At 66.4% G+C, this 9521-nt stretch carries 9 protein-coding genes and 3 pseudogenes; 3 read left to right on the top strand and 9 right to left on the bottom strand.

The annotated features are described in order from the left end of the window. The 3 genes and pseudogenes from esxG to A5707_RS07430 all read right to left on the bottom strand — a co-directional run. Nucleotides 1-76, bottom strand: a pseudogene (gene esxG, locus A5707_RS23740) (type VII secretion system protein EsxG); the annotation flags it as partial. Nucleotides 77-93: 17 nt separating this feature from the next. Further along, complete coding sequence (locus A5707_RS07425) at nt 94-1716, bottom strand: PPE family protein (protein WP_065013866.1); 1623 nt, start codon at nt 1714-1716, stop codon at nt 94-96. Then, nucleotides 1713-2024, bottom strand: coding sequence for a PE family protein (locus A5707_RS07430; RefSeq protein WP_065013874.1), 312 nt, complete (start codon nt 2022-2024; stop codon nt 1713-1715). The genes A5707_RS07425 and A5707_RS07430 overlap by 4 nt, the downstream gene beginning before the upstream one ends. Before the next feature lie 98 nt (nt 2025-2122). On the opposite strand from A5707_RS07430, the gene A5707_RS07435 reads away from it, so the two are divergent. Next, nucleotides 2123-2872, top strand: coding sequence for a DUF2275 domain-containing protein (locus tag A5707_RS07435; RefSeq protein WP_197495280.1), 750 nt, complete (start codon nt 2123-2125; stop codon nt 2870-2872). Between the two features lie 63 nt (nt 2873-2935). Next, the gene (gene sigC, locus A5707_RS07440; protein ID WP_065013868.1) at nt 2936-3490 is read left to right on the top strand and encodes an RNA polymerase sigma factor SigC; all 555 of its coding nucleotides are present in this window, start codon (nt 2936-2938) and stop codon (nt 3488-3490) included. A gap of 91 nt (nt 3491-3581) precedes the next feature. Here the strand turns inward: sigC and ahcY are convergent, their stop codons facing one another. The 6 genes and pseudogenes from ahcY to A5707_RS07465 all read right to left on the bottom strand — a co-directional run bounded on the left by ahcY (nt 3582) and on the right by A5707_RS07465 (nt 9034). Beyond that, nucleotides 3582-5054 (bottom strand): adenosylhomocysteinase, encoded by a 1473-nt coding sequence (gene ahcY / locus A5707_RS07445; protein ID WP_065013869.1) that lies wholly within the window; start codon nt 5052-5054, stop codon nt 3582-3584. Between the two features lie 135 nt (nt 5055-5189). After that, complete coding sequence (locus A5707_RS07450) at nt 5190-5813, bottom strand: TetR family transcriptional regulator (RefSeq protein ID WP_197495281.1); 624 nt, start codon at nt 5811-5813, stop codon at nt 5190-5192. Continuing rightward, a complete protein-coding gene (locus A5707_RS07455) occupies nt 5810-5992 on the bottom strand; it encodes a rubredoxin (protein ID WP_065013871.1) in 183 nt (60 codons plus the stop codon). The genes A5707_RS07450 and A5707_RS07455 overlap by 4 nt, the downstream gene beginning before the upstream one ends. Nucleotides 5993-6054: 62 nt before the next feature. After that, nucleotides 6055-6213 (bottom strand): annotated as a pseudogene (locus tag A5707_RS23115) (rubredoxin); the annotation flags it as partial. Beyond that, entirely contained in the window at nt 6213-7424 is a 1212-nt protein-coding gene (locus tag A5707_RS07460; RefSeq protein WP_065013872.1) for an alkane 1-monooxygenase, read from the bottom strand. The gene A5707_RS07460 and the pseudogene A5707_RS23115, both read right to left, overlap by 1 nt. A 104-nt stretch (nt 7425-7528) precedes the next feature. Beyond that, on the bottom strand, nt 7529-9034 hold the full coding sequence (locus A5707_RS07465; protein ID WP_065013873.1) for an amino acid permease: 1506 nt from the start codon (nt 9032-9034) through the stop codon (nt 7529-7531). Between the two features lie 53 nt (nt 9035-9087). Between A5707_RS07465 and A5707_RS24390 the strand changes: the two are divergent. Then, nucleotides 9088-9521: pseudogene (locus tag A5707_RS24390) on the top strand (hypothetical protein); the annotation flags it as partial.

The raw sequence follows: 9521 nt of genomic DNA on the forward strand, positions 1-9521 counted from the left end.
GCATCAACCCCGCCTTGGCCGCAAACGCCGACTGCGACGCCACCAACTGCGGAATATGGGCATCCAACAAACTCATCGCTTACTCCCTTTCTTTCAACTACGGTCTGTCGCGCCGCCGGACGCCCAACTGCCCGGCACCATCGGCATCGCCGGGCCACCGCCGAACTCATCACCGGCCAACGTGGTCAAGCCCGCGGCCGAGGCCGTCGAGCTCTGCCGGTCGGTCCCGGCAAACCCCAGCGGTCCAGCGCCCCGGTCTGAGGCGCTCACCGCGTCGATGGCGTCGTCGGCGTTCCCCGGCTCCAGATCCATGTACTCGTAACCGCGGCCCAACTCTTTGGCTTTCGCGCGCCGCCGGGCGCGCGCTTGCTCCCGGGCGGCCGCCGCTTTTGCTGCCGCCGCCGCGGGATTGTCCAGCGGCGACTCCTGCTCCTGACCGCGTGAGCGGCGGCTTGCAGCACTGCTCCGGGCCGCCAGGCCCGTCGCGCCCACCACGTAGGACACGTCGGTCATCGCCGCGTTGGCTCCCAGCGTGTCGGTGGCGGTCGGGCCGAAGCCGACTCCGGGACCGCCGCCGGCCGGTCCCCCGCCCATCGCCGAGACCGTGCTCGGGGTCGCAGCGGTCGTGGTGCTCGGGGCGTTGGTCACCGTTGTCGCGGTACCGCCCGTCGCCAGTGGCGCTGGCGCCGAGCCCACCGGCGCCGGGATCGCCGCCGCGGCAGGCATATCGGCTACTGGAGGAATCGAGATGCTGGCCGCCGCGGCCGCCGCGATTCCGGCGGCCAGTCCCGCCGCGCCGCCCACTACCGCGGCGCCCATCGCGGGAACGACGGCCATCAATAAGGCGGGCGCCATTTGCACGAAGGGCCATACCAGCATCAGGGAATGAAAGATAAACCAGCCCAGAGCCGTTGCGAGCGCTGGCGACATTCCGGGGATCTGCATCAGCACAGAGGTGATCCCATTGACGAAGGGGACCGCCGGGATGGGCCATCCATTGGGGTAGATCTCTTTGCCGAGGGGCCACAGGATGTTCTGGGTGATGTCCGAGAGGCGGGCCGCCAGGCGGTCTTGCCACGACGAGCTCGCATCCGCGGCATTGAGATGGGCGCCAGCGTCCGCCGCCGGGGCGGCGGCGGCCGATTGGGTTGTCGCGGCCGCGGCGCTGGCCTCACCGCCCGGCACCACGATCGATGGGGCCGGCACCGTCGCGGGCACGGCGGCCAGCGCCGATCCGGCGACCACCTGGTAGGTGGTCATCGTCTCGGCGGCCAACACCCACATGCGGACGTAGTCGGCTTCGTTGAGCGCAATCGGGATCGTGTTGATCCCGAAGAAGTTGGTGGCCACCAACGTCGCGTGCATGGCGTGGTTTGCGGCGAGCTCCGGCAGCGTGGGCATGGTGGCCAGCGCGGACACGTAGGCACCGGCAGCTGTCTCGTGCAGCGCCGCTGCGACGGTGCTCTTCTCCGCACTCGCCGATAGCCAAGCCAGGTATGGCCCGTGAGCGGCCACGTACCGCGCCGCACTGGGCCCTTCCCACACCGACTGCGCGCTGGCCAGCTCTGCGCTGAGTTCGCTTGCCGCCGAGCCGTATTCGGCACTCAACGATGACCACGCCGATGCGGCTGCCAGCAACGATCCCGGGCCCGGGCCGCTGCTGAGCATTGCCGAATGCACTTCTGGCGGCAAGGCCATCCAGATCGGCGCCGTCATAGGCCGCCGGCAATCAGATACGAGGATGCCGCCGAAGCATCGCCGGTGGCGTAGCTGGCGGCGGACTCACCGGTGCCCACACCCGACCGGCCCAGTTCGGCCACGCCTTGGGCAGCGACCACGGAATGCTCGGCGCCATGCGCGCTGAATCCGACCGCCGTCTGCAGCGAGACCGGATCAGCGGCCGCCGGCAGCACCGTCGAAATCAGCGGAGATGCACCGGCCTCCGCGGCCGCCAGCCGCGCGGTCAATGCTTCGACGGCAGCGCTGGTCGCGCTGAGGCCCTCGGGAACAACTCGCAGGGACACAACCACCCCTTCCGGAATCTCGCGTCGTGTACCTACAGTGGTCGGCACGCGGCGCGGTTTGGTTCCCGCCGAAGATGCCTTTGTGCAAAGACACAGAAATGAGCGACGATACAAAGATGCGGTGTGAGGTTGCGCGTGAAGCGCTATCGGCGCGGCTGGACGGTGAGCCGCAGCAGGTGCCGGCTCAACGGGTCGACGCTCATCTTGGATCGTGTCCGGATTGCCGCGCCTGGCTGATCGGCGTGGCGGTACAGACCCGGCAGCTGGCCGCCCTCGAACCGGGCCACGGACCGGACATGGTCGAGCAGATCATGGCGGCGGTGGGCGTTGCGCCGTATCGGCGTTGGTGGCAAGGGCTGATCTCGGACTACCGCCGATGGGCGCTGATCGTGGCGGGGCTGATCCAGGTCGCGTTGGCGTCGGCGCAGATCGCCGGGATCGATTTCGGCATGGTGTCCACCCACATGCACGGTGCGGCAACGGGTGCGCACCTGATGCACGAGTCCACCGCATGGTTGCTGGCGCTCGGAGCGGCGATGATTGCCGCGGGGATCTGGACCACGGCCGCGGTGGGGGTGGCGGCCATCGCCGGCGCGTATGCGGTTGCGCTGCTGGGTTATGTGGCCGTCGACAGCTACAGCGGGCAGGTGACCGCTTCCCGGGTCGCCAGCCATCTACCGATCCTGGTTGGTTTGCTGTTCGCGTTGCTGGTGGCGCGAAACCGCGGCGGAGGTGCTCAGCCGAGCGCAGCCAGCGACGAAGCGACAAGCGAACTCGTGCTGGCCGCGGCCGCGGCCGACGCTCGACGGCGCCGGCACCTGCGCCCCGTCAACCGTTCGGCGGCGTGAGGATCAGGTGCTACGACAGCCCGTCGTAGACGGGTTGGTTGGTCGAGTTTAAGGTGAGTGCTCATGAGTGCGCGTAGCGACGACGAGGCCGTTACCGCACTCGCGTTGGCCGCCGCGCGCGGCGACGCCCGGGCACTCGAGGCGTTCATCAAGGCCACCCAGCAAGACGTGTGGCGTTTCGTCGCCTACCTGTCGGACGGCGCCAGCGCCGACGACTTGACCCAGGAAACCTTTCTTCGGGCGATCGGCGCCATCCAGCGTTTCTCCGGGCGTTCCAGCGCGCGCACCTGGCTGCTGGCCATCGCGCGGCGAGTCGTCGCCGATCACATCCGGCGCGCGCAATCCCGGCCTCGCACGGCGCACGGCGCTGATCCTGAACAGCTGCTCGACCGCGACCGCCCCGCGCGGGGATTCGAGGACCTCGTCGAGGTGACGACGATGATCGCCGGTCTCAACGCCGAGCAGCGGGAGGCACTGCTGCTCACCCAGTTGCTCGGACTGTCCTACGCTGACGCCGCCGCGGTGTGCGGCTGCCCGGTGGGCACCATTCGATCGCGCGTGGCCCGCGCCCGCGATGCGCTGCTGGCGGGACTAGACCGCGACGAGGCGACCGGCTAGCACCGCGCGGCGGCTCGCCGAGATCGACGTTAGCGTCACTTTTCGCGCGGAAATCAGCTCTAACGTCGATCTCGGCGAGCGGGACGCGCTGTCAGTAGCGGTAGTGGTCGGGCTTGTAGGGGCCCTCGACGTCGACGCCGATGTACTCGGCCTGGTCCTTGCTGAGCTTGGTGAGCTCGCCGCCGAGCGCGGTGACGTGGATGCGGGCCACCTTCTCGTCGAGATGCTTGGGCAGCCGGTAGACCTCGTTGTCGTACTCGTCGTTCTTGGTCCACAGCTCGATCTGCGCGATCACCTGGTTGGAGAAGCTGTTGCTCATCACGAACGACGGGTGACCGGTGGCATTACCGAGGTTGAGCAGCCGGCCTTCGGACAGCACGATGATCGACTTGCCGGTGTCGCCGAAGGTCCACTGGTCCACCTGCGGCTTGATGGTGTCGCGGGTGGCCCCGGACTTCTCCAGGCGAGCCATTTGGATCTCGTTGTCGAAGTGGCCGATGTTGCCCAGGATGGCCTGGTCCTTCATCGCCTTCATGTGCTCGAGCGTGATGATGTCCTTGTTGCCGGTGGCGGTGACGACGATGTCGGCCTCCCCGATGGCCTCCTCGACGGTCTTGACGTCGTAGCCCTCCATCAGCGCCTGCAGCGCGTTGATCGGGTCGATCTCGGTGACGGTGACCCGGGCCCCCTGGCCGGCCAGCGACTCCGCACAGCCCTTGCCGACGTCGCCGTAGCCGCAGACCAGCGCCTTCTTGCCGCCGATCAGCACGTCGGTGCCGCGGTTGATGCCGTCGATCAGCGAGTGCCGGCAGCCGTACTTGTTGTCGAACTTGGACTTGGTCACCGAGTCGTTGACGTTGATCGCCGGGAACTCCAGGTCGCCGGCCGCGGCGAACTGATAGAGCCGCAGCACGCCGGTGGTGGTCTCCTCGGTGACGCCCTTGACCGACTCGGCGATCTTCGTCCACTTGCCCTTGTCGGTCTCGAAACGCTTGCGCAGCAAGTCGAGGAAGATCCGGTACTCGGCCGAGTCGTCGTCCTCGGCGGGCGGCACCACGCCGGCCTTCTCGAACTGCGCGCCGCGCAACACCAGCATCGTGGCGTCGCCGCCGTCGTCGAGGATCATGTTGGCCGGCTCACCCGACCAGGTCAGCATCTGCTCGGCGGCCCACCAGTATTCCTCCAGCGTCTCGCCTTTCCAGGCGAACACCGGCACACCCTTGGGCTCCTCGGGGGTGCCGTGCGGGCCCACGACCACCGCGGCGGCGGCATGGTCCTGGGTGGAGAAGATGTTGCAGGATGCCCAGCGCACCTCGGCGCCCAACGACACGAGCGTCTCGATCAACACCGCGGTCTGCACGGTCATGTGCAACGAACCCGAGATCCGCGCGCCCTTGAGCGGCGCCACCTCGGCGTACTCGCGGCGCAGCGACATCAGGCCCGGCATCTCGTGCTCGGCCAGCCGAATCTCCTTGCGGCCGAAGTCGGCCAACGACAGGTCGGCGACCTTGAAGTCGATGCCGTTGGAAACGTCGGCGCTCAGCGCGTTTTCGGTGGTCGTCATATGGGCCCAATCCTCGTCTGGTCAACTAGTTAGCTTGCATATACATTAGTCCGCTGCGGCCGACCCGCGAGTGCCGGGTTCCGTCGGTCTCGCCTAAACCCTATTGCGCCGCTGCGCCGCGCGCCCAACTGCCCGCTACGCGAGCTCTCCGTAGCGTTCAGCGGCGGGAGTGAAGAGCCGAGCCAGATCGGCGGCCACGTCGTGATCAGCCTCCGGTGGCATGGACACGTAGCTGATAGCCAGTCGCACCACGGCGCGCGCCAGTATCCCGGAATCTTCCGCGCTGGCTTTGACCCAGCTGTGCTGGAACGTGGCGGTCAACCGCTGCGAGCACCGGGTGATGATCGGGCCGCTGTCGATGGTGATGATTTGCAGCAGATCGGGCTTGGCGACGCCGGTGAGCAGCGATATGACCAGCGGGTCGGCGGCCGACTCGGTGAAGAAGTTGCGGAAGCCCTGCAGGAATGCGGCGTAGACGTCGCCGACGTTGGAGCAGATCGCGTCGGCGACGGCGTCGACCAATCGGTCGGCCAGTCGGAGCGCGTAGCCCTGCGCCAGGCCTTGGCGCGACCCGAACTCGTTGTAGATGGTCTGCCGGCTGATGCCCGCCGCGCTGGCCACGTCGGCCAGCGTGATGGCCGACCAGTCGCGGGTGCCCAGCAATTCGCGCATCGCGTCGAGGACCGAATCACGCAACAGGACCCGCGACGCCTCGGCGTACGGGACCCGTTGCTTCACATGCGTGAGGGTAGTTGTCACGAACGGGCGATCTCCACCATGTCGAAGTCCGACTTGGCCGCACCGCAGTCCGGGCAGCTCCAGTCGTCGGGGATGTCGTCCCACCGGGTGCCCGGCGCGATGCCGTCTTCCGGCCAGCCCTTGGCCTCGTCGTACTCGAAGCCGCATTGCACGCAGACGAACAGCTTGTAGTCATTCATTGGGTTACCTCCGTTGATTGTCCAACTCCTCGTGCCGTGTCGGCACGCATCGTCGTCGGATCCATTTTCTCGAAATCGACTTTCTCGCGGACCGCACAGTCCGGGCAGCACCAGTCATCCGGGACGTGATCCCACGCGGTGCCTGGCGGAAAGCCTTCCCGCGCAGCGCCGTTGGCTTCGTCATAGACGTAGCCACACCCCGGGCAGCGATACGACGCCATCACGCCACCGCCCCGTAGCGAGCCAGCATCTTCTCCCGGAGCCGCGGTTGCAGGTTGACCCGGGTGATGTCGCCGTCGTAGTGCTCCAGCACCCGGTGGTCCATCAGCCGTCGCCACAGCGGCGGGATGTAGGTCAACCCGATCAGCGATGCATAGCCGCTGGGCAGATTCGGCGCCTCGGCCATGCTGCGCAACGTCTGGTAGCGCCGGGTCGGGTTGGCGTGGTGATCACTGTGCCGCTGCAGGTGATACAGGAACAGGTTGGTCACGATGTGGTCGGAGTTCCAGCTGTGTTCGGGCGTGCAGCGCTCGTAGCGACCATTCGGAAGTTGTTGGCGCAGCAGACCGTAATGCTCGAGGTAGTTGACCGACTCCAGCAACGAGAATCCGTAGACCGCCTGGATGATCACGAACGGAATCAGCGCCGGGCCGAAGATCGCGAGCATCACCCCCCAGAACACCACCGACATCAGCCACGCATTGAGTACGTCGTTGGACAGGTGCCAGGGACTCTTGTCGAGCCGACGCAACCGCTGTGCTTCCAGCCGCCAAGCCGAACGCAGACTGCCGATGACGCTGCGCGGAAAGAACTCCCAGAACGTCTCGCCGAACCGGGCCGACGCGGGGTCCTCCGGGGTGGCCACCCGCACGTGATGGCCACGGTTGTGCTCGATGTAGAAGTGGCCGTACCACGTCTGCGCCAGCGTGATCTTGGATAGCCAGCGTTCCAGCGAATCCTTCTTGTGTCCCATCTCATGGGCGGTGTTGATTCCGATTCCACCCAGCGCGCCGACCGACAACGCCAAACCGATCTTGGCCGGCCAGTTCAGCGACCCCTCGTAACCCAGCCAGCTCAGGTCCGACGCGGTGAACAAATACGCGCCGACGACGACGGAAAGGTACTGGAACGGGATGTAGACGTAGGTGCAGTACCGGTAGTACTTGTCGTTCTCCAACCGCTCCATCACCTCGTCGGGGGCATTTTGCCCGTCGGGCCCGTAGCGCAGGTCGAGCAGCGGCAACACCACATAGACCAGGATCGGCCCGATCCAGAACAACACTGTCGAGGCGGCCTGCCAACCAGCCTGGTTCATCGCCCACACCATGGGCAAGACCACCAACAAGGCGGTGGGAGCAATCAGGCCGAGCAGCCACAGGTAGCGCTTTTTGTCCTGCCACACCATCGTGTCCAGGCCAGGTCCGGCGGTCATATGGTCAATCCCTCCTTGTGAGTCAGAGCACGTCTGCCTTTGACATTAACCGCTTGCACGTCTCCTGTCTAGACACGAAGCCATGTTTTGTAAAACCAACGCGCTTACGGGGTAGCAGTGTCGGCGACCAGCTCCGCGTCGCCGGCTTGGGCTTCGCGGGCGGCCACGACCGAATGCCGGCGCCCGTAGCCGGCGTAGATGACGATGCCCACGGCCATCCACACGCCGAACCGGATCCAGGTCACCCCGGTCAGGTTGAGCATCAGCCACACGCACGCACACACCGACGTGATCGGCAGTAACGGCACCCAGGGCGCGCGGAACCCGCGCGGCAGATCCGGGCGGGTTCGGCGCAGCACGATCACGCCGGCCGACACCAGCACGAAGGCGAACAGCGTTCCGACGTTGACCATCTCTTCGAGCTTGGTCATCGGAAATGCCGAGGCCGCCAGCGCCACCAGCAGCGCGACCACCATGGTGATGCGCACCGGGGTGCCACGCGGGCCGGTCTTGGCCAGTTGGCGCGGCAGCAATCCGTCGCGCGACATCGCAAACAACACCCGGCACTGGCCGAGCATCAGCACCATGACCACGGTGGTCAGTCCGGCCAGTGCCCCGATGGAGATGATCTTGGAGGCCCAATGCACGCCGTTGGCGGTGAACGCCGTGGCCAAGTTGGCGTGCCGGCCATCAGGGCGATCCCGTAGTTCGGTGTAGGGCACCATGCCCGACAGCACGATCGACACGGCGACATAGAGCACAGTGACGATGGCCAGCGAAGTCAGGATTCCGCGCGGGACGTCGCGTTGCGGGTGCTTGGTCTCTTCGGCCATGGTGGCCACAATGTCGAACCCGATGAACGCGAAGAAGACGATCGACGCCCCGGCCAGCACGCCGTACCAGCCGTAGTGACTGGTCTGTGCACCGGTCAGCAGCGACAACACCGACTGGTCGACGCCGGTTCCGGCATGGTCGGCTTCTGGCGGCGGGATGAACGGTGAATAGTTGGCGCGCTTGATGTAGAAGGCGCCGACGATCACAACCAGCACCACCACTCCGACCTTGATCGCGGTGACCACCGCCGAGAAATGCGAGGAGAGCTTGGTGCCCAAAGCAAGCAACACGGCGACCAGTCCGACGATGAGTAGCGCACCCCAGTCGAGCATGACTGAACCGAAAATGACTGTGCCCGCTTGGAATCCGAGGATCATGCCCAGGTAACTCGACCAGCCCTTCGCCACCACGGCGGCGCCGATCGCCAACTCCAGCACCAGGTTCCAGCCGATCACCCAGGCCAGAAACTCACCGAAGGTGGCGTAGGAGAAGGTGTAGGCGCTGCCCGCCACCGGAAGCGTCGAGGAAAACTCCGCGTAGCACAGCGCCGCCAACCCGCAGGTGGTTGCAGCGATCAAAAACGACACCCAGATGGCCGGACCGGTGATGTTGCCTGCTGTCGAGGCGGTGACGGTGAAGATCCCCGCGCCGATCACCACCGAAACCCCGAAGACGGTCAGGTGCCACCAGGACAGGTCTCTGCGCAGCCGGGTGCCCGGCTCGTCAGTGTCGGCGATCGATTGCTCGACCGATTTCGTGCGCCATCGACCGGCCATGCCCCCATCCTTTCCCCACAATCTGACGGCACAGTACCGAGTACGCTGCGTTGATGGGTGGGGAAGCAACCCGGGGGCATGCAGCCGTCATCGGAGCCAGCATTGCCGGGCTTTGCGCTGCGCGCGTGCTCTCGGATTTCTATGACCGGGTGACGGTGTTCGAGCGCGACGAGATGCCTAGCGCACCCGCCAACCGTTCGGCGGTCCCCCAGGGCCGGCACGTGCATCTGCTGATGGCACGCGGCGCGGTGGAATTCGAAGCGCTGTTTCCGGGTCTGCTCGACGACATGGTGGCCGCCGGCGTGCCGATTCTGGAGAACCGGCCGACTGGGTACATAAGCGGTGAACTCGTCGCGCAGGGTTCGCCCGGTTCCCAGCACATGACCCGCGGCGCCGAAGTAGATGCAGTCCGGCCGGTTCTCCAGAATCGGCACGCCGGCGGCCACCATGTCGTCGAGCAGACCCGGAAACAGCGCTTCGAATTCCA

The organism is Mycobacterium kyorinense (assembly GCF_001672775.1).
Lineage (GTDB): Bacteria > Actinomycetota > Actinomycetes > Mycobacteriales > Mycobacteriaceae > Mycobacterium > Mycobacterium kyorinense_A.